This window comes from Sphingopyxis terrae subsp. terrae NBRC 15098 (assembly GCF_001598815.1).
GTDB lineage: Bacteria > Pseudomonadota > Alphaproteobacteria > Sphingomonadales > Sphingomonadaceae > Sphingopyxis > Sphingopyxis terrae.
The window spans coordinates 1-26903 of sequence record NZ_BCZQ01000008.1 but is presented as its reverse complement, the minus strand read 5'-3'; the positions used below and the strand labels follow the sequence as shown (position 1 = coordinate 26903).

General features: G+C 64.4%; 13 protein-coding genes. 9 read left to right on the top strand and 4 right to left on the bottom strand.

Annotated elements, in window-relative coordinates:
- Positions 1 to 397: 397 nt before the first annotated feature.
- From STE01S_RS05930 to STE01S_RS20300, 5 genes are all read left to right on the top strand, one after another.
- On the top strand, positions 398 to 3565 hold the full coding sequence (locus STE01S_RS05930) for a TonB-dependent receptor domain-containing protein (RefSeq protein WP_062765908.1): 3168 nt from the start codon (positions 398 to 400) through the stop codon (positions 3563 to 3565).
- Positions 3566 to 3653: 88 nt separating this feature from the next.
- A complete protein-coding gene (locus STE01S_RS05925; RefSeq protein WP_062765904.1) occupies positions 3654 to 5654 on the top strand; it encodes a tetratricopeptide repeat-containing sulfotransferase family protein in 2001 nt (666 codons plus the stop codon).
- Entirely contained in the window at positions 5651 to 6808 is a 1158-nt protein-coding gene (locus tag STE01S_RS05920; RefSeq protein WP_409371970.1) for an aspartyl/asparaginyl beta-hydroxylase domain-containing protein, read from the top strand. Before STE01S_RS05925 ends, STE01S_RS05920 begins: the two co-directional genes overlap by 4 nt.
- Positions 6809 to 6909: 101 nt before the next feature.
- Positions 6910 to 8325, top strand: coding sequence for a putative 2OG-Fe(II) oxygenase (locus tag STE01S_RS05915; RefSeq protein ID WP_255265903.1), 1416 nt, complete (start codon positions 6910 to 6912; stop codon positions 8323 to 8325).
- Between the two features lie 76 nt (positions 8326 to 8401).
- Positions 8402 to 8668: a hypothetical protein gene (locus tag STE01S_RS20300; RefSeq protein WP_218016975.1), complete on the top strand. Its 267-nt coding sequence runs from the start codon at positions 8402 to 8404 to the stop codon at positions 8666 to 8668.
- Between the two features lie 43 nt (positions 8669 to 8711).
- On the opposite strand, the gene clpB is transcribed toward STE01S_RS20300, so the two are convergent.
- A complete protein-coding gene (gene clpB / locus STE01S_RS05905) occupies positions 8712 to 11291 on the bottom strand; it encodes an ATP-dependent chaperone ClpB (RefSeq protein ID WP_062765894.1) in 2580 nt (859 codons plus the stop codon).
- A 130-nt stretch (positions 11292 to 11421) separates the two neighbouring features.
- On the opposite strand from clpB, the gene STE01S_RS05900 reads away from it, so the two are divergent.
- The 4 genes from STE01S_RS05900 (at position 11422) to STE01S_RS05885 (ending at position 18299) form a co-directional block, all read left to right on the top strand.
- On the top strand, positions 11422 to 13575 hold the full coding sequence (locus STE01S_RS05900; protein WP_062765891.1) for an acylase: 2154 nt from the start codon (positions 11422 to 11424) through the stop codon (positions 13573 to 13575).
- 94 nt (positions 13576 to 13669) lie between these two features.
- Entirely contained in the window at positions 13670 to 16555 is a 2886-nt protein-coding gene (locus STE01S_RS05895) for a M16 family metallopeptidase (protein WP_062765889.1), read from the top strand.
- A 25-nt stretch (positions 16556 to 16580) separates the two neighbouring features.
- Positions 16581 to 16883, top strand: coding sequence for a hypothetical protein (locus STE01S_RS05890; RefSeq protein WP_003041076.1), 303 nt, complete (start codon positions 16581 to 16583; stop codon positions 16881 to 16883).
- Positions 16884 to 17087: 204 nt separating this feature from the next.
- A complete protein-coding gene (locus tag STE01S_RS05885; RefSeq protein WP_231292860.1) occupies positions 17088 to 18299 on the top strand; it encodes a multidrug effflux MFS transporter in 1212 nt (403 codons plus the stop codon).
- Positions 18300 to 18356: 57 nt separating this feature from the next.
- Here STE01S_RS05885 and STE01S_RS05880 read toward each other — a convergent pair whose 3' ends face one another.
- From STE01S_RS05880 to STE01S_RS05870, 3 genes are all read right to left on the bottom strand, one after another.
- Entirely contained in the window at positions 18357 to 19913 is a 1557-nt protein-coding gene (locus STE01S_RS05880; RefSeq protein WP_003041071.1) for an amino acid permease, read from the bottom strand.
- Between the two features lie 104 nt (positions 19914 to 20017).
- The gene (gene pbpC, locus STE01S_RS05875) at positions 20018 to 22147 is read right to left on the bottom strand and encodes a penicillin-binding protein 1C (RefSeq protein WP_062765886.1); all 2130 of its coding nucleotides are present in this window, start codon (positions 22145 to 22147) and stop codon (positions 20018 to 20020) included.
- A gap of 171 nt (positions 22148 to 22318) precedes the next feature.
- Positions 22319 to 26903 (bottom strand): alpha-2-macroglobulin family protein (locus STE01S_RS05870; protein WP_062765883.1); only part of this gene is annotated, 4585 nt, incomplete at its 5' end.

Genomic DNA, 26903 nt, shown 5'->3' with positions numbered 1-26903 from the left:
AGACGGTGTAGCGTAGGTGAACCGCTCGCGCTGGCACAGCTGGCACAATTGTTGATCGTCTCCGAGGCCGCCCCGCCGCACTTGGCCCTGGTTCCGCAACATCATCCGGATTGTTCGGCAAAGGATTTTGGATCTCCGCCGCAAAGGGTGGATGCTATCATTCGATATTATATGCCGGCGCTAGGTGCTGCGTGGGCAGCATCTATTTCGTCGCGATTTCGGTTTGTTGCAAATTCGTCACAATCGCCAACGAAACCGCTACGCACCCTGCAAATCAACTTTACTCGACATGAATGAAGGATCATCCCGCACGCTATCAGGGCGTCTTGAGCGTTGGCGTAGGTCGTTTCGCGACAGGGGCTCGGGTATATCATCATCAGTAGCAAGGAACTGCGCTGTGAAAACCACCCATTATTCGAAGCTGAAGCTCGGCGCTGCGCCGTTCGTACTCGGCATTGGCCTGCTCGCTGCTGCATCGCCCGCCATGGCGCAGGACGCCCAGGGCAGCGATGACGCGGCTAACGCCGGCCAAGAGATCATCGTTACCGGTACGCGTATTCCCCAGGCCAATCTGGAATCGGCCGCTCCGATCACGGTCGTGAGCAGCGAAGATATCAAGCTGCAGGGCACGACCCGCGTCGAGGACATGCTGAACTCGCTGCCTTCGGTCTTCGCCAGCCAGTCGTCGACCGCTGCCAACGGCGCGGACGGCACGGCTTCGGTCGACCTTCGCGGCCTCGGCACCACGCGTACGCTCGCGCTCGTCAATGGCCGCCGCCTGCTGCCGGGCGACCCGAGCCCGAACAGCGGCTCGGCCGCCGACATCAACATGATCCCCGCCGCGCTGCTCAAGAACGTCCAGGTTCTCACCGGCGGCGCTTCGGCGACCTACGGTGCTGACGCTGTTGCGGGTGTCGTCAACTTCGTGATGGACACCGACTTCACCGGTTTCCGTCTCGACGGCCAGTATAGCGTCTATCAGCACAATAACCGCAACGATCTGATCCGTGGTCCGCTTGCGGCGCGGGGTTTCGGCTACCCCGACGGCAGCGTAGTTGACGGCGGCACGGTCGACGTCACCGCGACGTTTGGCACGGCGTTCGACGACGGTCGCGGCCATATCGTTGCCTATGCCGGGTATCGCAAGGCTAACGCCATTCTCCAGTCGCGCCGCGATTACAGCGCCTGCACGATCCAGAACTCGGGTGGTGGCGCTCCGATTTGCGGCGGCTCGCTCACCAACGCAAAAGGCACCGCGCTCGTCTTCGTCCCGAAACTGGACGATGACGGAGTCGTAATCCCCGGAAAATTCACCTCGACGGCTTTTGCCTTCGAGCCGAACGGGGGGCTTTCGAGCAGCACGACGCGTTATAACTTCGCGCCGACCAACCATTACCAGCGCCCCGACGAACGCTATACGGCAGGTCTGTTCGCGAACTACGAGATCAACGAGTCGATCAAGCCGTATCTCGAATTCATGTTCATGGACGACCGTACGGTGGCCCAGATCGCGCCGTCGGGTAACTTCGGCAACACGTTGACCGTCAACTGCGACAACGCACTGATGTCTCAGGCACAAAAGGACGTGATCTGCGGTCCTGCCGGCAGCACTGACTATTACAACCTGATCAACGGTTATCTCGGTACCTTCCCGACTGCGATCGGTGCGGCCTACAACCCCAATCCGGGCGATCCGGCGCTGGTATTTACCGACTCGCTCGGCAACACCTACAATCAGGCGTTCATGCAGGTTCTGCGCCGCAACGTCGAAGGCGGTCCCCGCCAGAGCGATCTGCAGCACACCAACTTCCGCACCGTGATCGGGTTCGAAGGGCGATCTTGGCAAGCCTGGTCCTACGACGCCTATTACCAATATGGTCGTTCGAATTATAGCCAGGTCTATTCGAATGAATTCTCGGTGGCGCGCCTTGGCCGCGCGCTCAACGTGATCGACGATCCGCGCACGCCGGAATTCGACCCGGTCTGCCGCTCGGTCATCGACGGCAGTGATCCGACGTGCGTTCCCTACAACATCTTCAACGGCGCCGGTGGTGCCAGCCCCGAGTCGGTCGCCTATCTGTCGGCGGTGGGTTTCCAAAAGGGTTATACGTCGGAACAGGTTGCCAATGCCTCGTTTACCGGTCAGCTCGGCGAATATGGCATCAAGTCGCCTTGGGCCGACGATGGCATCGGCGTGAACCTCGGTTTCGAATGGCGCAAGGAATCGCTCGATCTCAAGACCGACAATGCTTTCTCGACCGGTGACCTCACCGGGCAGGGCGGCGCAACGCTTCCGCTCGCGGGCAGCTTCCGGGTCTATGAATTCTTCGCCGAAGCGCAGGTGCCGATTGTCCATGACAGCTTCATCTATGACCTGAGCTTCAACGGCGGCTATCGCAAGTCCTGGTACCAGACGAGTGCTAACCGCAAATATGATACCGACACGTACAAGCTGCAGCTCGAATTCGCACCGATCCGCGACGTCCGGTTCCGTGGCCAGTACAACCGGGCGGTTCGTGCGCCGAACATCCAGGAACTGTTTGCGACACCGACCGTCGGATTGAATGGTGCGAGTGATCCCTGTTCGGGCGATCCGATCACGGCCAATGATTATGGCTGTCTTGCCCAAGGCTTTGTCGTGGGTCAGGCCACGGCCGAGAACCCGGCTGGCCAGTATAACGGCCTGCTTGGCGGCAACCCCGACCTGAAGCCCGAAACCGCGACGACGAAGACCTTCGGTGTCGTTCTGCAGCCGAGCTTCCTGCCGCGCTTCTCGCTGACGGTAGACTGGTTCGATATCAAGTTGAAAGACGCGATTCAGCCGCCGGCGCAGGATGCAATCCTGAAGGATTGTACGCTCAATGCCACCGCGACCTTTACGCCCTACTCGTGCAGCCTTGTTCATCGCGACGCGGCTGGTTCGCTTTGGCTGACGCCGGGTGGCTATGTCGACAATATCCCGTCGAACCTCGGCAAGGTCCGCACCCGCGGTCTCGAGATCAACAGCGCCTATAGCCACGAGATCGGCAATGCCGGTACGCTGTCGATGAGCTTCGTCGGCACCTACCTCGACAAATATGCTGTCGATAACGGCATCACTCAGCCCTACGACTGCGCCGGCCTTTATGGTCCGGTCTGTTCGTCGGGTGGCACCACGGCGGGTGGCTCGATGCTTCCGAAGTGGCGCCACAAGCTGCGCACGTCGTTCAACATGCCGAACGGCGTGGGTATCTCGCTGCAGTGGCGTTATATCGGCAAGGTGAAGGCTGAAACGCTGGATAAGAGCCAGTCGCTTCACGGCGATTTCAACTTCGATCCGGGCCTGCACCTGAAGGCGTATAGCTACTTCGATCTTGCGACCACGTTCGCCGTGTCGGACAATTATACGTTCCGTCTGGGCGTCAACAACCTGTTCGACAAACAGCCGCCACTGGTTACCTCCGGTAACGCCAACCGCGACGGGTCGAACCTGTGTCCGACCGGTCCGTGTAACGGCAATACCTATCCGGCCGCCTATGACGCGCTGGGCCGTTACATCTTCGCTGGCGTGACGCTGGACTTCTAAGTTCCGCATATCGGCCTATGATAGAGGGCGGCGGGTCGCGAGACCGGCCGCCCTTTTTCGTTCGGCCTTCTTCAATCATGGATTCTCGATGCTCGATTCCCAAACCGCTGACGTGCTACGCCAGGCCGTCGGTGCTGCGCAGTCCGGCGACGTCGCGCGGGCACGTCAGCTTGCCGAGAGCGCGCTCGATGCGGGCGGTGACACAGTCGCGCTCAACGCCTTCCTTGGCATGTTGCAGGCTCGCGCGAACGATCTGGATGCGGCGGCGCGGCACTTGCGCAGCGCGCACGATGCACGCAGGTCGGACACCACGATCGCCTGTAACCTGATCGCGGTACTGATCGACAAGGGCGATCTGATCGAAGCGCTGGATGTCGCGACACTGGACCTTGCCCGTGCCGATACCACTTTGCGGATTGCGCGCTATCGTGGATTCGTGGCTCAATCGCTTGAACGCTTCGACGAGGCGGTCGCTGCCTATGAGCATGTCGTTGCGCGCGATCCGGCCGATTTCGAAAGCTGGAACAATCTTGGCAATGCGCGTTCGGCGACCGGTGACGTCGAAGGCAGCGTCGCCGCGCTTGAGAGGGCGATGGCGCTCGAACCGCTTGCGCCGCCGACCCGCCTTAACCTTGCGGTGGCGCTTCGCAGTGTAGCGCGCGGCGATGAGGCCGAGGCGCTGCTGAAGCGGACCGCCGAGGAGTTTCCCGAAGATGCTCGCGCGCTCCATGAGCTTTATGTGCAGTATAAGAAGGAGGGGCGCCAGCGGAAGGCCATGTCTGCGATTGAGGATGCGATTGCGCGCGATCCGGACAATGCCAATCTGCAGCTGAAGTTCGGAATCGAATGTGGCCTCTCCAATCGGTCAGAGGACGCTGAGCAGGCCTTTCGCCGAGCGACGATCCTCGATCCGTCTATGGCTGACGCTTATCTCGGCCTTGCGGTACAATTTGAGCATAGCAATCGTGAGGAAGAATTTGCGCCGCTGATCGCGCTCGCTGAATCCCATGGGGTGGATGAGGGCGCAATCGCTTTTATACGCACCTATGAACTGCGCCGTCAGAAACGGTTCGAAGAGGCGCTGGCGAATCTGAATTTGGTCCCTCCTGAAGTGGAAGCCGAACGTGCGACGCATATGCGCGGTCATATCCTCGATCGGCTCGGTCGTATCGACGAAGCGTTCGAAGCGTTTAGCGCAACGAACCTCTTGCACGAAGCATCGCCGACCCGACCGCTTGAACGCGCGGCTGGGATGCGGGAGAATCTGCGTCAGGAGATCGCGATTCTGACATCCGAATGGGTGGCGCGCTGGCCGAAAATCGAGATCGATGCGACGCGCGACCCCGTATTTCTCGTCGGCTTTCCGCGATCAGGGACGACCTTGCTCGACACGATCCTGATGGGGCATCCCGATACGGTGGTGCTCGAAGAGCAGCCGCCGCTCAACAATTGCGACGAGCGCATCGGCGGAATGACGGCGATTCCGGGGCTCGACGCGGCAGCGGTTGCCGAAACGCGCCGCTTCTATTTCGACGAAGTCGCGAAGGTTGCGCCGAAGCCGCTCGCGCCCGACCGGATGCTGATCGACAAGTCGCCGCTCTTCCTGTCGAAGGCGGTTCTGATTCAGCGGCTCTTCCCGAACGCGCGTTTCATCCTTGCGCTCCGTCATCCGTGCGATGTGTTGCTGAGTTGCTTCATGAGCAACTTTCGCCTCAACGATGCGATGTCGAACTTTTTGCGGTTGGAGGATGCCGCGGAATTCTACGATCTGACCTTCCGACACTGGGAACGCGCGCGCGAGCTGTTCGGGCTCAAGGTCCATACCATCGTCTATGAGCGGCTGGTCGAGGATGTGGAGGCCGAAGTGCGGCCCCTGTTCGATTTCCTGGGCCTCTCGTGGCGCGATGAAGCGCTCGACCATCGCAAGACCGCGAAGGCGCGCGGGTTGATAACCACGGCGAGCTATGCGCAGGTCGTCGAACCGATCTACAAGCGTGCTGCGGGGCGGTGGGAGGGCTATCGCCAGCACCTCGAACCGATATTCCCGGTCATGAGGCCCTGGGTGGAAAAATTCGGATACCGCCTGTGACCGCGGAGCGGGGAGCATTGCTCGCCGAAGCAGATCGCGCGCTCGCTGCGCAGGATTTCGCTCGCGCCGCCGCTCTGTTCGAGGAAGCCGCGAAGGGCAGTGAGGATCCGTCGGTGATGCTGCGGCTTGCCGGCGTTTATCGGGCGTGCGGCCGGCCGCGCATGGCGCTCGAGGCGGTGCATCGTGCGCTTGCGCTCGCGCCACTCGACTTCACCGCGCTGATGCTGCGCGCGAGCTTGCTCGAGCGGATGGGCGACCCGAACGCGGGGGAGGCCTGGGGGCATGCGATCGCGCAAAAGCCTGACGGCCCGCTGCCGCCGCAGTTGGTCGCGGTGCTGGCCGAGGGCGAACGCTGTCATGCCGCGTGGCTCGATGCAAAGGAGGCGGGGCTTGCGGTGCGAATGGCCGATATCGAAGCGCGCGCCAACGTCGATGAGGCCGCCCGCATCGAGCGATTTCGTAGCAATGCTCTGCGTCGGACGCGGCCTTATCACAGCCAGCCGACCCATTTTCATTTCCCGGGGCTGCGCGAGCGGGAATTTCATCCGCGTGCGCTTTTCCCGTGGCTGGAAAAGCTTGAAGCGTCGACAGACACCATCGCTGCCGAGCTGGATGCGGTAATGAATGCCGAGCGGGCCGAACTGGTACCCTATGTCCAATATGCCGCGCATCAACCGCTCGATCAGTGGCGTGAGCTCAATCACAATCCCGACTGGACGGCGATCCACTTGTTACGCGGCGGACGGCGAGTGGACGCAAATGCGCGCCATTGCCCGCGGACACTCGCATTGCTCGAAACGCTGAATCAACCAGCCATTCCCGGTGCTTCGCCGAATGTCATGTTTTCGTTGTTGGCGCCGGACACGGCGATCCCGCCCCATGTTGGCTACAATAATGCGCGGCTCGTCTGCCACCTGCCGCTGATCGTCCCCGAAGGTTGCTGGTTCCGGGTGGGTGCCGAGACGCGCGACTGGCGGCGTGGTGAAGCCTTTGTGTTCGACGATACCATCGAGCATGAAGCCCGGAACCCCAGCGCGCGGCTGCGCGTGGTGCTGATCTTTGACCTATGGCACCCCGATCTTGAGCCGATCGAACGTGAAGCGGTGGCTGCCGTGATCGGCAGCGATGCCAGTCGTGTGCCAGAAGGCTTGTGAATTTCGCGGCACGCCTCGCGGCGGCCCGTTCGGGACGGGCGGATGTCGACGAGATCGGGGGGCTCGCGAACCTGGCGCTCGACGAAGGTGAAGAGGAGTCGGTGTTGCCGCTGGTGGCGGCGGCCGCGAACCGGTCGGGTAGTGCCCGGCTCTGGCAATGGACCGGTCTGCTCCACCGAGGGCTCGATGATCACGCAGCGGCGCTTGCAGCCTTCGAGGAAGCGGTGCGGCTTGCTCCGGGCGATGCCAGTATTGCGCATGGTCACGCACGCGTCGCCTATGAGGCCGGGCTCGATGCGGTAGCCTTGTTCGAGACTGCCGAACGATCGGGGCCACCCAGCAGCGATGTCCTGATCGGCCTCGCTGCGGCGCGCTGGGCGACGGGGCGAGGCAATGAAGCCGAGGCTGCGCTCGATTCCATTTTGATGCAGGTCCCGATGTGGATTGCCGGGCACGTCCAACTCGCGCAGCTTCGTGCCTTGATGGGGCGCGCGGAGGAAGCCTATGCGTCGCTGGAGCGCGCACTCGTGCAGGCGCCCAAGTCGCTGCCGCTTTGGCGCGCGCTTTTCAATCTTCATCTGGAGGGTGAGAATTATGCGGAGCTCGTCGAAGCGATCTTGCGCGCCGAGGCAGCGGGCGTTCCCGGTCCCGAGATCGCTGACTATGCGGCGATCTGCGCAGCGGAGTGTGGAGACGGCGATCGGGCCGACCAACTATTCGAAGCGCTGCCTGGCGAGGCAATGCGTCAGAGCACGCGAATATGGTTTGTTCGGCATCTATTGCGAACGCGGCGTTTTGCGCAGGTAGGCCCGCTCATCGATGCCGAAATCGAAGCCGGTGGCGCGCGACGCGGAGCGATCTGGCCTTATGCAGACTTGCTTTGGCGCCTGACCGACGATCGGCGCGCGGACTGGCTGTCCGGCAATCCTGCGCTGGTTAGGGCCTTCGACCTTAGCGACCGCCTGCCGCCGTTGGCGCAGTTGGCAGAGTATGTGCGGTCACTCCACATCGCACGCGGCGAATATCTCGACCAGTCGGTACGCGGCGGTACGCAGACGGACGGCCCTCTATTCTGTCGCGTGGACCCTATGGCGCGCGCGCTGCGTGCTTCGGTGACCGAAGCGGTTAAGGCATATATCGCTGCGCTGCCCGAAACCGACCCGGAACATCCACTACTTGCAATGCGGCGCGATCGACGAGTCCGATTTGCCGGGAGCTGGTCGGTGCGATTGCACCATGGGGGATTTCACGCCAATCACGTACACCCCCAAGGCTGGATCAGCTCAGCACTGTATGTTGCATTGCCCAAGCGGCAGCGGGGTGATCGCGCCGACGCTGGCTGGTTTAAGCTGGGTGAGCCGCAGGCGGCGCTTGGATTGAATATGCCGCCCACACAGCTAGTTGAGCCGATTCCCGGGCGGCTAGTGCTTTTTCCCTCATGGCTTTGGCACGGCACGCAACCATTCAGCGATGGCGAACGGCTGACCGTGGCGTTCGACGTTGCGCCGCCACGCTGAGCGACCTGATATTAAAGAACTTGGCCTTTCAGCGTCGTACATTTAGACTGAATGTAGAGCGCCATGGAAGGTTTTAGTGATGCACCAAATGCGATCCTTGTTGTTGACTGCCCTGATTGGCGGGGCAATGCTGGTGCCTGGGCCGGCTTTTGCTGAGCCGGCAGGGAAGAAAAAGAAGCTCGCCGATCCGAACGAAGTCGTTTGTCGTAAAGAGGAAGTTCTGGGCAGCCGCCTTCGCGCCACAAAAGTCTGCAAGACGCGCGCCGAATGGGCCGAAGAAATGCGCGAGAACCGCGGTAATATTGAGCGTGCCCAAGTCCAGAGAGGCGCTATCGGAAATTAGAATGCCTCGCTTGTAAAAGTACACGCTCCTATCCTCTTCAAGATCAGGCCGGCGTCAGGACAAGGCCGCCGTCGCCTTCGTCCACTTTGACCGTCGATCCGTCCTTGACCTCGCCCTTCAGGATCAGGTCGGCGAGCGGATCCTGCAGATATTTCTGCACCGCGCGCTTCAGCGGCCGCGCGCCGTAGACGGGATCGTAGCCGACCCGGCCGAGCCACGCGCGCGCGGCGTCGGTGAGGTCGAGCGTGACCTTGCGGTCGGCGAGCAGTTTCTGGACGCGTGCGACCTGAATGTCGACGATGCCGCCCATATGCTGCTGCGCGAGGCGGTGGAACAGCACGATCTCGTCGAGCCGGTTCAGGAACTCGGGCCGGAAATGCGCGCGCACCACCTCCATGACGGCGGGCTCGGCCTGCTCGACCGGCGCGTCGTCGGGCAGCGCCGCGATCGCCTGGCTGCCGAGGTTCGAGGTCAGGATGATCAGCGTGTTGGTGAAGTCGACCGTGCGCCCCTGCCCATCGGTCAGCCGCCCGTCGTCGAGCACCTGCAAGAGGATGTTGAACACGTCGCCATGCGCCTTTTCGACCTCGTCGAAGAGGACCACCTGATAGGGACGGCGGCGGACGGCCTCGGTCAGCACCCCGCCTTCCTCATAGCCGACATAGCCCGGAGGCGCGCCGATCAGGCGCGACACGGCGTGCTTTTCCATGAATTCGGACATGTCGATGCGGACCATCGCATTGTCGTCGTCGAACAGGAACCGTGCGAGCGCCTTGGTGAGTTCGGTCTTGCCGACTCCCGTGGGGCCGAGGAAGAGGAACGAGCCCAAGGGCCGGTTCGGATCCTGTAGCCCCGCGCGGGCGCGGCGGACCGCGGTCGAGACGGCGTGCACGGCTTCGTCCTGGCCGATGACGCGCTTGCCGAGCGTCTCTTCCATCCCGAGCAATTTCTCGCGCTCGCCTTCCATCATCCGGTCGACCGGGATGCCGGTCCAGCGGCTGACCACCGCGGCGATATCGTCGGCGGTGACTTCCTCGCGCAGCATCGCATTGCCCGCGGCGGCCTCTGCCTCCTCGAGCCGCTTTTCGAGCGCGGGGATCGTGCCGTAGCTGAGCTCGCCTGCGCGGCCGAGGTCGCCCGCACGCTGCGCCTGTTCGAGCGCCGAGCGTGCGGCGTCGAGGTCTTCCTTGATCTTCGCCTCGGCGTGGATCTTGTCCTTTTCGGCCTGCCATTTCTGCGTCAGTTCGGCCGACTGCTGTTCGAGATTGGCAAGTTCGGCCTGCAACGCGGCGAGTCGGTCTTTCGATGCCGCATCGGTCTCCTTGGTCAGCGCCGCTTCCTCGATCTTCATCTGGATGATGCGGCGGTCGAGATTTTCGATTTCCTCGGGCTTCGATTCGACCTCCATGCGGATGCGGCTCGCCGCCTCGTCCATCAGGTCGATCGCCTTGTCGGGCAGGAAGCGGTCGGAGATATAGCGGTTCGACAGCGTCGCCGCGGCGACGATCGCGCCGTCGGTGATGCGCACACCGTGGTGCAGCTCGTATTTTTCCTTGAGCCCGCGCAGGATCGAGATCGAATCCTCGACCGTCGGTTCGCCGACGAACACGGGCTGGAAGCGCCGCTGAAGCGCGGGGTCTTTCTCGACATATTTGCGATATTCGTCGAGCGTCGTCGCGCCGATGCAGTGAAGCTCTCCGCGCGCGAGCGCCGGCTTGAGCAGGTTGGACGCGTCCATCGCGCCGTCGCCCTTGCCTGCGCCGACGAGCGTGTGCATCTCGTCGATGAACAGGATGATCTCACCCTCCGCCGACTTCACCTCGTCGAGCACGCCTTTGAGCCGCTCCTCGAATTCGCCGCGATATTTGGCACCCGCGATCAGCGCGCCCATGTCGAGCGCAAGCAGGCGGCGGTCCTTCAGGCTGTCGGGCACGTCGCCATTGGCGATGCGCAGCGCCAGGCCCTCGGCGATGGCGGTTTTGCCGACGCCGGGTTCGCCGATCAGCACGGGGTTGTTCTTGGTGCGGCGCGCGAGGATCTGCACGGTGCGGCGGATTTCCTCGTCGCGGCCGATCACGGGGTCGAGCTTGCCCGCCCGCGCGACTTCGGTGAGGTCGCGCGCATATTTCTTGAGCGCTTCGAAACTGTCTTCGGCGCCCGCGCTGTCGGCGGTGCGGCCGCGGCGCAGTTCGTTGATGACAGTGTTGAGCGCGTCGGCCTTCACGCCCGCGTCGGCAAACGCCTTTCCGACCGGAGTGGAGGAGGCGAGCACCATCGCGAGCAGCAGCCGTTCGACGGTGACATAGCCGTCGCCCGCCTTGGTCGCGACCTGTTCGGCCTGATCGAGCAGGCGCACCGCGTCATTGTCGAGCCCCGGCGTCGCCTGCGCGCCCGATCCCGACACGGCGGGAACCTTGGCGAGCAGCGCGTCGATGCCGGCGACTGCGCGCGGCACATCGCCGCCCGCGCGCTGGATCAGGCCCGCGGCCATGCCTTCATTGTCTTCGAGCAGCGCCTTGGCGATATGCTCGGGACTGATCCGCTGATGATTCATGCGGATCGCGATCGTCTGCGCCGCCTGCAAAAAGCCCTTGGCGCGATCGGTAAATTTTTCGAGGTTCATGTGGATAAGCCCCTTTCTCGTCACCAGAGATAGTGTTGCCCATTTGCAACACAAGAGCATGGCTTTTCGCGCCGCAAATTTTCCGCCATGAGGTCGCCCAGTCGCCATAGTATATAGAGCGGGAAAGCGGATGCGTAAATTTTTCCTTGGCCTCGTCCTCCTGCTCGTCGCGGTGGCGGTGGGTCTTGCGGCGTGGGACCCGTTGACCGCCGAGGCTTCGCCCGCACCGGCGTTCCGGCCGACCGATGTGCAGATCGCGCGCGACAAGTTCGGGGTGCCGCATATCTTCGGCAAGACCGATGCCGACGTCGCCTATGGCGTCGCCTACGCCCATTCGGAGGATGATTTTGCGACGCTGCAAGAGGTGATCGCGATGACGCGCGGGCGCACCGGCGCGCTGCTCGGTGCCGATGGCGCCAAGATCGATTATGTCGCGGAGCTCCTCGATATCCGCAAGACCGCGGCACGCGACTGGCCGCGCCTGCCCGCCGACGTGCGCGCGCTGTTCACCGCCTATGCTGCGGGGCTCAACCATTATGCCGACAAGCACCCCGACGAGGTGCGCCTGTCGGGGCTGTTCCCGGTGACCGGCGAGGATGTGGTCGCCGGTTTCGTGCTGCGTTCGCCCTTCTTCTTCGGGCTCGATTCGGTGCTGGGGCGCCTGACCGAAGGCAAGCCATTGTTCCGCGAAGGCGGTCCGGCGCTCGATGCAGCCGGCAAGCTCGTCCCGCGCGAGCTGACGCCGGTCGGCCGCGATCCCGACCATAATGGGTCGAACGGTATGGCGGTGGCGCCGGGCCGAGCCCCCGATGGCGCGACGCGGCTCGTTTCCAATTCGCATCAGCCGTGGACCGGCGGGGTCGCCTGGTACGAACTGGTCGTCCATTCGGGCGAAGGGTGGGATTTTGCGGGCGCCAACTTTCCCGGTTCGCCTTACCCTTTCCTTGGCCACAATAAATATCTGGGCTGGACCAACACGGTGAACCGGCCAGACCTGATCGACGTGTACAAGCTGGTGCTCGACGACAGCGGCGAGAAATATCGCTTCGATGGCAAATGGCTGCCGCTGGAAAAGCGGCGCGTGTGGCTGCGCGTCAAATATGGTCCCTTCGTGCTGCCGGTGCCGCAGACCGTGTGGCGATCGGTCCAGGGCCCGGTGATCAAGAATGCCAAGGGTGCCTTTGCCATTCGCTATGCCGGCATGGACCAGTCGGCGATGGTCACCCAATATTACCGGCTGAACAAGGCGAAGGATTTCGCCGAATGGCGCGCGGCGATGGCGGGGCAGGGGGTTCCGGCGACCAACTTCATCTATGCCGATGCCAAGGGCAATATCGGCCTGTTCTACAACGCGATGTTCCCTGACCGCCCGGCGGGTTTCAACTGGCGCGGCGTGCTGCCCGGGGACACATCGGCCGACGTCTGGACCAAGACATTGCCGTTCGAACGGGTGCCAGCGCTGGTCAATCCGCGCTCGGGTTTTGTGATGAACGCCAACAATACGCCGTGGGTCGCGGCGGGGCCGGGCAGCGAACTCGATCCGGCCGCCTTTTCGCCGCTGATGGGGATCGAGGACGACATGACCAATCGCGCGGTGCGCCTGATCGACCTGTTCGGGGCGCCAGGACCGATCGACGCCGCGCGGCTGAAGACGATCAAATATGACACCGCCTACGCGAAGAGCGGCTATGCCAAGGTCTGGATCGACCGGCTGCTCGCGCTCGATGCCAAGGGCGATGCGCAGATCGCGGCGGCGCAAGATTTGCTGCGCGCGTGGGACTGGAACCTGGACGGCAAAGGGCAGGGCGATGCGCTCGCGCTGCTCGTTCTGCGTCCGGCGAATGGCAGCCATTATCAGCGCAAGGCCGACCCCGATCCGATGACGGTGCTGCGCGAAAGCGCCGCGCATCTTCAGACATATTTCGGGACGCTCGACCCCGGGCTGGGGACGGTGCTGCGGTTGCGCCATGGCGAGGGCGCCCACCGGGTCGACCTGCCGCTCGATGGCGGCAACGATACGGTGCGCGCCTCGACCCTGTGGGACGTCGAACCCGACGGCCGTCTGAAGGTGCGGCACGGCGACAGCTTCATCATGTTCGTGACGTGGGACAAGGCGGGACGCGTCCATTCGGAATCGGTGCAGCCCTTCGGTGCCGCGACGACGCGACCGGAAAGTCCGCATTACAACGACCAGGCGCCTCTGTTCGTCGCGCATCGGTTGAAGCCGGTGCTTTTCGATCCGGCGGCGCTTCGCGCGAGCGGAGCGCGATTCTATCGGCCTTGAAAGCGCAGCAGAGCTGTCCTAAACCGTTGATACAGTGCCGTCCGGCATGCTCGTCACCGGCGCGTTTCGTGCCCCCGGTTTCAAGAGGATATCCATGACCCGCTTCCATCGCTTTGCCGTCGCCCTGGCCGTATCGACGTCGCTCGTCGCGGCCGGCCCCGCCCTTGCCAAAGCCAAGGAGGCGCAGCCCGCGCCGATTTCCGAACTGGTGAAGGCGGTCGATATTCCGTACCAGAGCTTCACGCTCGACAACGGACTGCGCGTGATCGTGCACGAAGATCACAAGGCGCCGGTCGTCGCGGTGTCGGTCTGGTATCGCGTCGGATCGAAGCACGAACCCGCGGGCAAGACGGGTTTTGCGCATCTGTTCGAACATCTGATGTTCAACGGTTCGGAAAATTCGCCGGGCGACTTCTTTGAACCGCTGCAACAGGTCGGCGCGACCGATTTCAACGGCACGACCAATACCGACCGCACCAACTATTTCGAAACGGTGCCGACCGGCGCGCTCGACCGCGCGCTGTTCCTCGAAAGCGACCGCATGGGCCATCTGCTCGGCGCGGTGACGCAGGAAAAGCTCGATAACCAGCGCGGCGTCGTCCAGAACGAAAAACGCCAGGGCGACAATAATCCCTATGGCCTGCTGCGGTACGAAATCTTCGAAAACCTCTTCCCGAAGGGGCACCCCTATCATCACAGCACTATCGGTTCGATGGCCGACCTCAACACGGCGAGCCTTGCCGATGTGAAGAAGTGGTTCAGCGACAATTACGGCCCGAACAATGCCGTGCTCGTGCTGGCGGGCGACATCGACCTTGCCACCGCAAAGACCAAGGTTGCCGAATGGTTCGGCGACATTCCGCGCGGCCCCGAAGTGAAGGCACCGCAAACCGCAGTTCCGACGCTCCCCGCGCCGCTCGCCAAGGAGGTCAAGGATCTCATCCCGACCACGCGCATCTATCGCATGTGGGCGATCCCCGGCCTCAACGACCCCGAATCGGTGCCGCTGCAAATGGCGACCGCGGTGCTCGGCGGGCTGTCGTCGTCGCGGCTCGACAACGCGCTCGTCCGCAAGGATCCGGTCGCGGTCAGCGTCGCGGCGTTCGCACAAACGCTGGAGGATGCAGGCTTCCTGATCGTTCAGGCCGACGTGAAGCCGGGCGTCGATCCGAAGGTCGTCGGCGAAAAGCTCGACGCACAGATCGCCGATTTCCTGGCGACCGGCCCGACTGCGGACGAATTGCAGCGCGCCGCGGCCAGCTATCTCGGCGGCACGATTTCGGGGCTGGAATCGGTCGGCGGCTTCGGCGGCAAGGCGGTGACGCTGGCAGAGGGCGCGCTCTATTCGAACGATCCCGCCTATTACAAGACCGAGCTCGACCGGCTGGCCAAGGTGACCCCCGAGCAGGCGAAGGCGGTGGCCGACAAATGGATGTCGCGTCCGGCCTTCTCGCTGACCTACTCGCCCGGCGAGCGCACCGAAGGCGGTGAAAATCGCGGCGGCGCCTTCACCGACGGCAAGCCGGTGGCGGCGGTATCGCCCGACCGTTACTGGAATGCGGCGCTGGGCGATGTCGGCCCCGACACGGGTGTCGGGACGGCGACCTCGATCGCCGATCGTTCGCAGCTTCCTGCGGTGACGGACCTCAAGGCGCTCGAATTTCCGGCGATCGAACGCGCCAAGCTGAAGAACGGAATGGAAGTCGTCTTCGCGCGCCGGACCGCGGTGCCAACGGTGCAGGTCGCGGTGAGCTTCGATGCCGGCTATGCCGCCGATCCGCACAATGCGCTCGGCACCCAGTCGTTGATGCTCAGCCTGATGGACGAAGGCACGACGAGCAAAGATTCGATCGCCTTCGCCGAAGCGAAGGAACGCCTCGGCGCCCAGATCGACGGCTCGGCGAACGCCGACGAAACGGTGTTCAGCCTGTTCGCGCTCAAGCCGAACCTCAGCGCGTCGCTGGGCCTGCTCGCCGATTATATCCGTAACCCGGCCTTCGACGGCAAGGAACTGGAGCGGGTGCGCGCGCAGCAGCTCAACCGCCTGAACGCCGAACTCAACAATCCCAATGCGATCGCCAGCCGCGTGCTGATGCCGGTGCTTTACGGCGCCGATCATCCCTATGGCATCCCGCCGTCGGGCCTCGGCAACGAAGCGGCGGTCAAAGCCGCGACGCGCGACCAGCTCGCGGCATTCCATCAGACGTGGATTCGCCCCGACAATGCCCGCGTCTTCGTCGTCGGCGACACGACACTGAAAGACGTCACGAAGCAGCTCGACGCCGCTTTCGGCGACTGGAAGGCGCCGAAGACCGCGAAACCCGAAAAGCATTTCGAGATCGCGATTCCCAAGCCGCAGCCGCGCATCCTGCTCGTCGATCGGCCCAAGTCGCCGCAGTCGATCATCATCGCGGGCAAGGTGCTCGACGTGAAAGGCGGCGACGATCTGGAGGTTCTGCGCCAGGCGAACGATATTTTCGGCGGCAGCTTCCTTTCGCGCTTCAACATGAACCTGCGCGAGACCAAGGGCTGGTCCTATGGCGTGCGCTCGCGCGTTTCGGGCGAAGCCGACCGCGTGACCTGGGTGGCGGTGGCGCCGGTGCAGGCCGACCGCACCGGCGACTCGATCCGTGAATTCCAGAAGGAATTGACCGCGTTCATCGGCGACAAGGGCGTAACCGCCGAAGAGCTGGAACGCACGACGAACGGCAGCGTACGCGAACTGCCGGGCAGCTTCGAGACATCGGGCGACGTGCTCGGCGGCTTGCGTGCGATTGCCAAATATCACCGGCCCGACAATTATTATGAAACGCTGCCGGCGAAATATGAGGCGATGACGGCCGAGGAGCTTGATGCCGCAGCGCGCAAGGAGCTGAGCACCGGCGACCTCGTCTATGTTGTCGTCGGCGATGCCGCGGTGGTGAAACCGCAGCTTGACGGATTGGGCCTGCCCGTGGAAACAGCGAAGCCCGCTAACTAACATTAGTTTCAGTAGGAGAGTTTCGATGTCTCAGGTCGATGGCAATTATGACTGCGTTACCAAGTCGCCGATGGGCGACCAGAAGTCGGTTTTCACCGTGAACAGCAATGGCGACAGCTTCACCGGCCAGAATGCCGGCGCGATGGGCTCGCTCGATGTCGAGAATGGCAAGGTCGACGGCAACAAGCTGACGTGGACGATGAACATGAAGGTGCCGATGCCGATGACGCTCGAATGCGAAGCGACGATCGACGGCGACACGCTGACCGGCACGATCAAGGCCGGCCCGTTCGGTTCGATGGCGATGACGGGCACCCGTCAGGCCTGATCGTCCGGATATCGGAAATGAGAGGGGCCGCTCTGTTGGAGCGGCCCTTTTTTTGTGGGCAGATGGGGCGTCATAGACCGCCGACTGCGCCGATGTTGCTGCATTGCATAGCTTTTCGGCGGCGCGGGGCTATCCAAAACCGTGTCGGAGGCGCATAGGCCTTTCGCAATGCACAAAATGACCGAATCCGCCCCGCGGTCCCGCATGCCCGGCGACCGGGAAATGGTGTTCATGATGGCGATGGTCATGGCGCTCAATGCGCTCGCCATCGATTCGATGCTGCCCGCGCTCCCCGCGATTGGCGAGGGGCTGGGGGTCGCGGTCGCGAACGACCGGCAATATGTGATTTCGACCTATTTGCTCGGCATCGGCATCGGTTCGCTGTTCTACGGGCCGCTGTCCGATCGCTTCGGCCGCAAGGGTGTGCTTGTGCCCGCCCTGTTCGCCTATGTCGCCTTTTCGATCGGCTGCGGGCTGGCGAACAGCTTCCCGCTGCTGCTCGCGCTGCGCTTCGGGCACGGCATGATCAGCGCAGCGCTCGGCGTGATCGTCGTCGCGGTCATTCGCGACCTCTTTTCGGGCGACGCGATGGCGAAGCGGCTGTCGATGATCTTTCTGGTGTTCATGATCGTCCCCGCGATCGCGCCGACGATGGGCGCCGGCATCACGGCGGTCGCGAACTGGCGCGCGATTTTTATCGTGCTGGCGGTGATGGGCGTCGTGATGCTGCTCTGGCTGCGCCGCCTGCCCGAAACGCTCGATCCGGACGATATCCGGCCGCTCGATGCGCGCACGATGATCGCGGGCTGGGCGACGGTGACGCGGCACCGCCGGGCGGCGGGCTATATGATCGCGTCGGCGATGATGCAGGGCGCGCTTTATGGCTATCTCAACAGCAGCGAGCAGATCATCGCCGAGGTGTTCGGCGCGCAAAGTTGGTTTCCGCTCGTCTTTGCCTGCGTTGCCGCCGGTATCGCGATCGCCAATTTCTCGAATGCGGCGATTGTCGAGCGCTTCGGCGCGCGGCGCGTGTCGCAGAGCGCGGTCTTTGCCTTCATGGCGACCGCGACGGTGCAGATCGTCGTTGCGCTGAGCGGCGCCGAGACGCTGTGGATGTTCACCGCGCTGATGATGGTCAACGTGGGTCTGATCGGCTTCATCGGCAGCAATTTCGGATCGATCGCGATGGAGGATTTCGGCCATATGGCCGGCGTCGCCTCCTCCTATCAGAGCTTCTGCAAGACGCTCTTGGCCGCGGTGATGGGCGCGCTGATCGGGCAGCTTTATAACGGTACGACCCTGCCGCTTGCCTATGCCTTTCTGGTGTCGGGCATCGCCGGGCTGGCGCTGGTCTTCTGGGCCGAGCGCGGCAAGCTGTTCACGCGTCCGGGGACCGCGCCGAAAAGCCCCTATTAAGTCGGGCAAAAGAAAGGGGGCCGAAGCCCCCTTTCCCGTTAGCCTGTCGATGCCGCGTCAGTCGAACGACGGCGCCGGGGGCACCGGCGGCGGCGGCGCATCGGCGTCGTCCTCATGCACCTCGACGATCCCGCGGCCGACGTGGCTGCGACGATAGCCATAGAGGAAATAGAGTACCAAGCCGACGCCACCCCAGACCGGGAGCACCATCTTCGCGTCGAACGGCAGGTTCATGTAGAGACCGAGCGTGCCGAAAATGGCGAGCGGCGACACGATCCACACGAGAGGCGTGCGGAACGGCCGATGCCGGTTGGGTTCCTTTACGCGCAGAATCAGGACCGCGATGGCGACCATGAAAAAGGCGAACAACGTGCCGGAGTTCGAAATATCGGCAAGCTTGCCGACGGGCAGGAAGGCGGCGAAGAAGGCGACGGCAACCCCCGTGATCATCGTGACGACGTGCGGGGTTTTCCACTTGGGGTGAATAGTGGCGAGCTTTTCAGGCAGAAGGCCGTCGCGTGCCATCACGAAGAAGATCCGGGTCTGCCCGAACAGCATGATCAGAATGACCGATGGCAGCGCAAGGAAAGCGGCGAGGCCGATGGCATTGCCCAGCGCCGGGTGGCCGATCTCACGCAGAACATGAGCCAGAGCTTCGCGCGAGCAGACAAGCGGTTCGGAGCCGGCGGCGGCGAGCGATGCGCAGCGCGCGGCAAGTTCGCTCGACCCAGGAGCGAGAATTTCGCCTCCGACGCCCGAAACCGGCTGAGCGCCAACGGTGCCGATCGCGCCCGCTGCCACCGCAAGATAGAACACCGTACAGATAGCAAGCGAAGCGATCAGGCCGATCGGTACATTGCGCTGCGGGTTTTTTGTTTCTTCGGCTGCGGTCGAAACGGCGTCGAAGCCCACATAGGCAAAGAAGATCGAAGCGGCTGCGCCCACGGCGCCAAGCCCGGAAGCCTGACCGAACCAGCCATTGGGCAGGAAGGGTTCGAAGTTCTTCCCCTGCATCATCGGCAGAGTGAGAATGATGAACATCGTGAGGGCCGTTACCTTGATGATGACAAGGACGGCGTTGACACGCGCGCTTTCGGTCGTGCCGATCATCAGCAGCCACGTCACGAGCAGTGCGATAACCAGCGCCGGGAGGTTGACGATCCCGCCGGCATAGGGGCCGACGGTCAGCGACATGGGCAATTCTATGCCGGCATTGGATAAGAGCCCCACGAAATAGCCCGACCAACCGACGGACACGGCTGATGCGGCTACCGCATATTCGAGGATCAGCGCCCAGCCGACCGTCCAGGCAAGCAATTCGCCCATGACAGCATAAGTGTAGGTGTAGGCACTACCCGAAACCGGCACCATTGATGCGAGTTCGGAATAGCAGAGCGCCGCCACAACGCAGACCAGCCCCGCAATCACGAAGCTCCACATCATGCCGGGGCCGGCCTTCTGCGCCGCCTCTGCGGTCAGGACGAATATCCCCGTCCCGATGATGGCGCCGATGCCGAGCATCGTGAGCTGAAAGGCACCGAGCGTTCGGTGCAGCGACTTTTTCTCGGCCGTGGCCAAGATGGCGTCGAGCGGTTTGACGCGACCAAATATCATGCAAATATCCCCTTTGGGGCCCCGGACGGGCCCGTCTCCTGGCGGGGCAGACTAACCGCTCCTCGCGGCAGCGCAACTTAATTTCAGAGGTGTGACAGTCCGCCTTATCGCACCGTGAATCGGACGCGGTCGATCATCCGTCCGCCGGGATCGACGAGGGTCAGGATATGGCTTCCGGGGCGCGGCAAAAGCTGTTGGCCCGCATCGGCGTCGCCGAGCACCGCCTTGTCGAGCAGCAGGCGGTAACCGGCGACGTCGCCGCTGACGATCACCGCCATGCGCTGCCGGTCGATCGGAATATCGGGATCGAGCGCATAGACGCTGCCGCTGACCGGGCTGGTGATGCGCGGGCGGCGCGCGGCGGCCGGGGCGGCCGCCATTTCGCTTTGCGCGGTGCCGCGCAGAAAATATTCGCGTCGCGGCGGTTCGCGCGTGCCGGGAAGGCTGATCCGCCGCGCCTCCACATTGCTCGGCATCGCCAGCGGTTTGCCCGGCCGGCCCGCGTGGAGCGCGAGCATCACGTCGCGCCAGACCGGCGCCGCGCCCGACGTGCCCGACACCGCGCGCATCGAATCGCCCTCGAGATTGCCGACCCAGACGGCCACCGTGTAGCGATCCGAAAAGCCGATACACCAATTGTCGCGCATCCCCTTCGACGTGCCGGTCTTTGCCGCGGCCCAGAAGGGAAGACGCAGCGCGCTGTCGGCGCCGAAGGCATCGGTGCGCGCCGACGCATCGGCCAATATGTCGCCGACGATGAAGGCAGCCCCCGGATTGACGATCTGCCGTTCCTCGCCGTGCGGTTCGCCCATCACGAAGTGGACGGGCGACCAGCGGCCGAGATTGGCAAGGGTGCGAAAGGCATTCGCCTGTTCGACAAGGCTGACCTCCGCCGAACCGAGGGCGAGGCTGAAGCCATAATATTCGCCGTCCTCGACCAGCCCGTGATAGCCAAGCGCCCAGAGCCGGTCGCGAAACTCCTGCACATCGTCGATGACCAGCGTGCGCACGGCGGGGACATTGAGCGACGAGGCGAGCGCGCTGCGCACGCTGACCGGCCCCTTGAAGCTGTGGTCGTAATTTTTGGGAACATAGAGGCCCGAGGCGGTGTCGAGCTGAACCGGACTGTCGTCGAGGATCGAAGCGGCGGTCAGCCAGCCATGCTCGATCACCTGCGCATAGAGATGCGGCTTCAGGGTCGAACCCGCCTGCCGCCGCGCATTGGCGCCGTCGACCTGCGCCGCGGTGGACTTAAGGCCGACGCCGCCGACATAGGCGAGCACCTCGCCGGTGGCATTGTCGAGGACGACGACCGCGCCGTCGCGGACGCGATCGGGACCGAGCCCGGCGAGTTGGCGGCGCATCGCGACGGTCGCGGCGGTCTGGACGTCGCGGTCGATGGTCGAGGTCACGCGCTTGCCCGGTTTGTCGAGCAGGCGCACCGCGAGGTGCGGTGCGAGCGCCGGGTCGGAACGCGCGGCGCGCTCGCCCGAGGTCAGCACGCCTGCCGCGGCGCGGATCGCGCCGCAATCGGCGGCATGCGCGATGCGGCAGGCGCGTGCGCCGAGCGCGTCGGGACTTGCCGCCGGATTGGGGAGCAGGCCAGCGAACAAAGCGGCGTCGGTTCGGTTCATGTCGGCCGGACGCTTGCCAAACAGATTCTCGGCACCCGCGCCGATTCCCTGAATTTCGCCGCGGAGCGGGACGAGGTTCAGATAAGCTTCGAGCATCTGGTCGTGCGTCCAATGCGCCGCGAGTTCCTGTCCCGCGCGCATCTGGCGCAGCTTGGCGAGCCAGCCGCGCTGGCCGGGCTGCGCGAGTTCGGGCGCCAGAAAGGCCGCAAGCTGCATCGGCAACGTCGAGGCCCCACGCGAGCGTCCGCCGGTCCAGCGCGCGCGCGCGGCACTCGCTATCGCCAGCCAGTCGACCCCGCCATGTGACCAGAAGCGCTTGTCCTCCGCCGTGACCACCGTGCCGCGCACCGCCGGGCTGATGTCCTTCAGCGATACCCAGGCAAGGCGGCGGCGCTCGAAATTGACGCGTTCGCTGTCGAGCAATCGCCCCTCACGGTCGTAAAGCCATGCTTCGCTCGGCTTCCATGCAGCGCGCACCGCATCATAGACTGGCATCGCTGGCGGGCGCGTGACCAGATGCGCGGCGGTGGCGAGGACGAGCGCGGCGAGCGCCACCCACGCCAGCATATCGAACCAGCGGCGGCTCGGGGTTGTCGTCATCGATCGAAACGCCTGAAAAATCCTCCCCGTGCCAAGGGCATGGGGAGGGGGACCATCCGAAGGATGGTGGAGGGGCCGCAAGGGTGCGTCAAAAGCCCCTCCGTCAGCGCTGCGCGCAGCCACCGCCCCATCGCTGCGCGACAGGGAGGAACATGTTGGGCCGCAGACCCATCACTGCGCCGCGGCCGCGACCGTCATCGTACCGTTCGGCCATTGGCCGCGGATTGCGGGCGAATACATCGCCTCGACGCGCGTTGGGGGCAGGGTGAAGCGGCCCGAGCCGTTGAGGCGCAGGACATATTCCACCGCATGGGTGCCGGCGGGCATCCAGCCATAATAGCCGCGCCAGCTGTCGCGGCCCCGCTCGACATAGCTCGGCTGCCAGTTCGACCCGGTTGCTTGGGCACCGAGCATCTCGGACTGTCCGCCCAGATTGCCGACGATCGTCGCGCCGGGCGGGACCGGATCGTTGACGACGACCCAGGTGCGGCCCGCACTTGCGACGATTTCGATCCGTACCTTGATCACGTCGCCGCGAGCCAGCCGGTCCTTGTTCGCCGCCTTGACGATGCTGACCGACCGCTTGATCCGGTAGCCGGCGTCGAGCGGCTCCTTGAGCGGGACGGCCGCACGCACGCTGACGGTGGCCCACGGATTGCCGGTGCCTTCCTGCTTCAGGCTCATCGCGCCGCTGACCAGCGGAAGGCTGAGCGGCGCGGCGTCGGCGGGAAGCGGCCAGCTCTGCGCCGTACTGCCGCCGCCGAGCGCGATACGGGTCACGCCGGTGATCGCGCTTGCCGGATAGAGCTCGGCGAAGCGGCGGACCGCAATGGCGCCCCAGGCATTGGCAGGCGTCGTATCCCAATGGCCGCGCCGCTGGCGCTGTGCGACGCCGACCATCATCTTGCCCGCATCCTCTTCCCAGCCCTTGCGGCCCAGAACGGCTTCGAGCGCCTTGATCGCCATTTCATCGCCGCTGGTCATCATCCACCAGGGCGCCTTCGCATCGTCGACGAGGTCGAGCCGCGTGCCTTCATAGACGAGCCGCTTGCGCAGTTCGGCTTCGGCGGCGGTACGCAGCGCGGCGGCGCCGCGGACCCCCGGCGTCCGTTCGATCGCGACGAGCCAGTCGGCAAGCGTGCCGGTCGCCATATCGACGGGCTTGACGTCGATCGCGGCGACGAGCTGCGCGCTCGAGGCATTGTTGCGGGCTAGCGCGGCGAGCGCGGCGATGCGGACCGGGCGCAGATCATAGGGACCGTAGCCGCGGCGCGTCAGCCGTCCTTCGACGACGGCCTGCAGCGCCTTGATCATCCGTGCCTTGGGCTCTTCGGGGATCGCAAAGCCGTTCGCCGCGGTCACCGCCATGACATAGGCGGTAAGCTCGGCCGAACCGTCGAGCCGGTCGTTCGGCCAATAGCGCAGCAGCCCATCCTTATCGAGATAGGTGGGCAGGGCGCCTGCCAGCGCCTGCCAGCGACCGAGGTCGCCGAGCGCGATCGCACGCGAGGTCGATTGTTCGAAGCAATTATAGGGATAGATCGCCATATAATCGCGCACCCCGGCGAGCGGCGGTGCGAGCGTTCCCGCCAGGGCGACATCGACATAGCCGCCGGGCAGGGCGCCCGCGGGCACGCCGATCGGCAGGCTGCTGGTCGGGCCGACGCGAACAAGGCTGGCGGCCCAAGTTTCGATCGGCACCGCGGGTTCGACCTGCTGGTCGAAGACGAGCCGGTCGCGCTGCTTGCCATTTTTCGACACCGCTTCGACCGTCCATTGCAGCGCGCCGGGCTGGGCGGGCGCGGTCATCGACCAGCTGATCGGCACCGCACCGCCCGCCGGGATCGTGACGGTGAGCGGCGGCGCGGTCGCGATTGCGGGCGACAGCGTGGCATTGGCGACCACCTCCATCGCTTGATCGGTGCCGTTGCGCAGCGTGAACCGCGCATCATAGGTATCGCCGGTGCGGACAAGGTCGGGCAGGCCGGCAAAGACCCCCAGATCCTGAACGGTGCGGACGCTCGTTTCGCCGGTGCCGAAATATTGGGCGCCGTCGGTCGCGATGGCGACGAGGCGGAAGGCCGAAAGATTGTCAGAAAGCGGTACGTCGACGACGGCGCGGCCCTTGCTGTCGAGCGCGACATGGCCCTTCCACAGCAGCACGGGACGAAAATCCTCGCGCGTCAGGCCGCTGAGGTCGCCGCCCCCGCCGCCGCCGGGCGCCAGCGCCTTGCGGCCATAGTGGCGCTTGCCGACGACCTGCATCTGCGCGGTCGAGGTGAGCACGTCGAGCGGGCGTTCGCCCATCATCGCATCGAGGAGTTCCCAGCTCTTGTTCGGTGAAAGCTGGAGCAGCGCTTCGTCGACCGCGGCAAAGGCGACGTCGGCGCCCGCCGCGGGTTTGCCGTTCGGGGTACGCACCTCGATCGCGACCTTGGCATTGTCGCGGATCGCATATTTCTCCTTGTCCGCCTTGACCTTGACGCCGAGCTGATGCCCTTCCCAGCCGACCTTGATCCGCGCGATGCCGAGGCGGTAGCTCGGCTTGGCGAGATCGACGAGCGCGGTCGGCGGCGCGCCTTCACTATTCTCGATCTTGAAGCCGACGGCGCGCTTCATCTTGCGGAACCAGCTTTCGCCTCCGGTTACGCGGCCGCGCACCGCCATCACCGAAACATAGACGTCGGGGGCATAGGTCGCGGGAAGCTTGACCTTCACCACCGGGTCGGTGCCCTTCAGCGGCACGACGAAGCTCGACAGCACGCCTTCGCGTTCGACGGTGACGAGACCAGTGGCCTCGCGGAAGGGCATGCGGACCTGGAAGACCGCCGTGTCGCCAGCGGCATAGCGCGGCTTTTCGGCGATCACGTCCATGCGGTCGCCATTGTCGCCGCCGAACCACCAATCGTCATCGCCCGCGAGCCAGACCGAGCGGACCGCGCGCGCTTCGTTGCCATCGGCATCGACCGTGGTTGCGACCACCGTCACCTCGCCCGACACGCCGGGCGCCATCGCACAGCTTGCCCGACCGAGCTTGTCGGTCGTTGCGGTGCAACTGGTGCCGAGCCGGCTCGTGCGCATCTGGTTGTCATAGGCATAGAAGCCGCCGATCAGGCGCCGCCGCGCGGTCAGTATCTCGCGATTGTAGAGCGCGACCTGGATGCGCTGGCCCGAGATCGGCTTGCCGTCGAGATCGAGCGCAATGAATTTGAGCCGCAGGTCGTTGTCGCGCATCAGCCAGCCGTCGGTCTTGAGCCCGAGGCGCACCGCCGAGGGGTAGAGCATGATGCCGCGGCGGCTGGTCAGCGTTTCGCCATTGGCATCCTCATAGTCCATCTCGACCGCCATCTGCGTCGGTTCGACGATCGGCTGATCGACGGTGATGCTGGTCTGCGCGCTGCCGTTGGCGTCGAGGACGAGCGGCGTCGAGCGGGCGAGCGGCATGTCGGGTTCGGGCTCGTCCCCGCTATCGTCGAGCTGGACGATGCCCTCCTTCACGGGCTTGCCGTCGAAATCCCAGTCGCGATAGTCTTCGGGCGGTGACCAGCGCGGGGTGAAATCGGTGCGGATCTCGATCGGCAGATTGGCTGCCGGACCGCCCGACAGATAGCCGACGAACAGCGAGAGCGGCACCTGCGTCGGCCGTACCGACGCGGCCTTGGGGCCGGTGATCGCGGCCTTCATCGTCGGCAGGCGATATTCGTCGACGCGGATCGATTCGGACGACCAGATCGTCTTTTCCTCGCCCTTCTTGTCCTTTGTGACGAAGACGAGGTCGTAATCGCCCATCGGCGCCGATGCGGGCACATTCCAGACATTTTCGCCGCTGCCGTTGGCGTCGATCGCGAAAGGCATGTCGAATTCGGTGTCCGAACCGCGATGCACGAGGCGCAGCTTGCCCGTCATCGCCGCGGGGATGGCGAAGCCCTGGCCGACCTGCCGGCGCAGAACATGCTTCATGTTCACCGTTTCGCCCGCCTTGACCAGCGAGCGGTCGAACAGGGTGTGCAACAGATCGTCGCGTTCGGACCAGCCATAGGGCAGGTCGAAATCATAGGGACGGATGCCGTCACCCCAATCGGTCAGCGTGAAGCTGTAATCGTCGCCCGATCGCGCGGACACCATCAACGCATGGCCTTCGCTGTTCGCGGGGTCGGCATCCTCTTCGCAGCTCGAATAGGTTTCGGGCTCGGGCAGGCCGGTGGGGAAGGCGAGCCGGCCGGCCTTGTCGGCGGTGCCGCGCGCGAGCAGGCGCCCGGTGCAGCTGTCGGTGATCCGGACATCGGCGCCGCCCACGGGCAAGCCGGTGTCGAGTGCGGTCACCCAGGCGAGCGAGGATTCGCGGCCCCATTTGAAATGCACTGCCATATTGGTGACGAGCGCAGCGGTTGCGACATAGCGGGTCGCCTTGCGCCCTAGCAGTGCGGCGCCGAGTTCGGGGCTGGCGATTTCGACGACGTGAAAGCCCTTTTCGGCGAGCGGGATACCGACGACCTCGAACTCCTTGCCACCACCCGGCGGGGTCAGTTGCAGGTCGCGCCGCTCGCCGCCTGCGGGCGCGCCATCGAATACCGACGTCGTGCCGGTATAATTGACGCTGATATCCTCGCCCTTCGGGTTCTTCTCATCACGAAAGTCGGTCTTGCCGGCATCCTCGACCCGCTTCAGCCAGCGTGCGACCGCGGCGTCGTCATCGCCGACGCGCAGGGTCGCGGCGGGCATCTTGAGCCCGCGCTGGACCAGCGAGGCTTCCACG